At 47.0% G+C, this 1,204-nt stretch carries 1 protein-coding gene; it reads left to right on the forward strand.

Going from position 1 to position 1,204, the window contains the following annotated elements; genetic code table 11:
* Positions 1-10 precede the first annotated feature (10 nt).
* A complete protein-coding gene (gene tuf / locus BM021_RS15040) occupies positions 11-1,201 on the forward strand; it encodes an elongation factor Tu (protein WP_090721777.1) in 1,191 nt (396 codons plus the stop codon).
* Positions 1,202-1,204: the final 3 nt, after the last annotated feature.

The raw sequence follows: 1,204 nt of genomic DNA on the forward strand, positions 1-1,204 counted from the left end.
GGAACAAGTGATGGCAAAAAGTAAATTTGAGCGTTCGAAGCCACATGTTAATGTAGGAACGATAGGGCATGTTGATCATGGTAAGACGACGCTGACGGCGGCAATTACTACGATATTGACGAAGAAGTTTGGTGGGGAAGCGAAGAGTTATGATCAGATTGACTCGGCGCCAGAAGAGCGTGCCCGTGGGATTACGATTAATACAGCCCACGTAGAATATGAAACAGCCAATCGCCATTATGCCCATGTAGACTGTCCTGGCCATGCGGATTATGTGAAGAACATGATTACAGGTGCAGCACAAATGGATGGAGCGATACTGGTAGTATCAGCAGCAGATGGTCCCATGCCACAAACGCGAGAACACATATTGCTGGCTCGTCAGGTGGGTGTTCCTTACATTATTGTGTATATGAACAAAGCAGACATGGTTGACGATGCGGAGTTAATTGAATTGGTGGAAATGGAAATTAGGGAACTGTTATCGAAGTATGATTTTCCTGGTGACGATACTCCGATTATCGTTGGATCGGCATTAAAGGCGCTGGAAGGTGATCAAAGCGACATCGGTGAAGCCTCCATCCTGCGACTGGCAGAAGCGCTGGACAGTTATATTCCTCAACCAGAGCGCGCTATTGATGGCACATTTATCATGCCGGTTGAGGATGTATTCTCAATCTCAGGTCGCGGAACGGTTGTGACGGGTCGTGTAGAAAGAGGGATCATCAAAGTGGGGGAAGAGATCGAAATTGTTGGTCTCAAACCTACCATAAAGACGGTGTGCACAGGCGTTGAGATGTTTCGCAAGCTGCTGGACCAAGGCCAGGCTGGCGATAATGTAGGCATATTGCTGCGCGGTACTAAACGAGAAGAAGTGGAGCGAGGTCAAGTATTGGCGAAGCCGGGGAGCATATCACCGCATACGAAATTTACCGCTGAGATATATGTTTTGAGTAAGGAAGAAGGTGGAAGGCACACGCCATTTTTTCCTGGTTATCGTCCGCAGTTTTATTTTAGAACAACTGATGTGACGGGAGCGATTGAGTTACCGAGTGGAACTGAGATGGTGATGCCTGGTGATAATGTATCGGTAACAGTGAATTTAATAGCACCTATTGCGATGGAAGATGGGTTGCGTTTTGCGATACGAGAAGGCGGAAGAACTGTCGGTGCTGGTGTCGTTGCAAAAATTATTGAATAGTTT

Origin of the sequence: Nitrosomonas sp. Nm166, assembly GCF_900112825.1 — a bacterium.
GTDB lineage: Bacteria > Pseudomonadota > Gammaproteobacteria > Burkholderiales > Nitrosomonadaceae > Nitrosomonas.

What these genes read in the sequence shown, in the direction of transcription:
- tuf (WP_090721777.1), top strand. Translation starts at nt 11, where the DNA reads ATGGCAAAAAGTAAATTTGAGCGTTCGAAGCCACATGTTAATGTAGGA.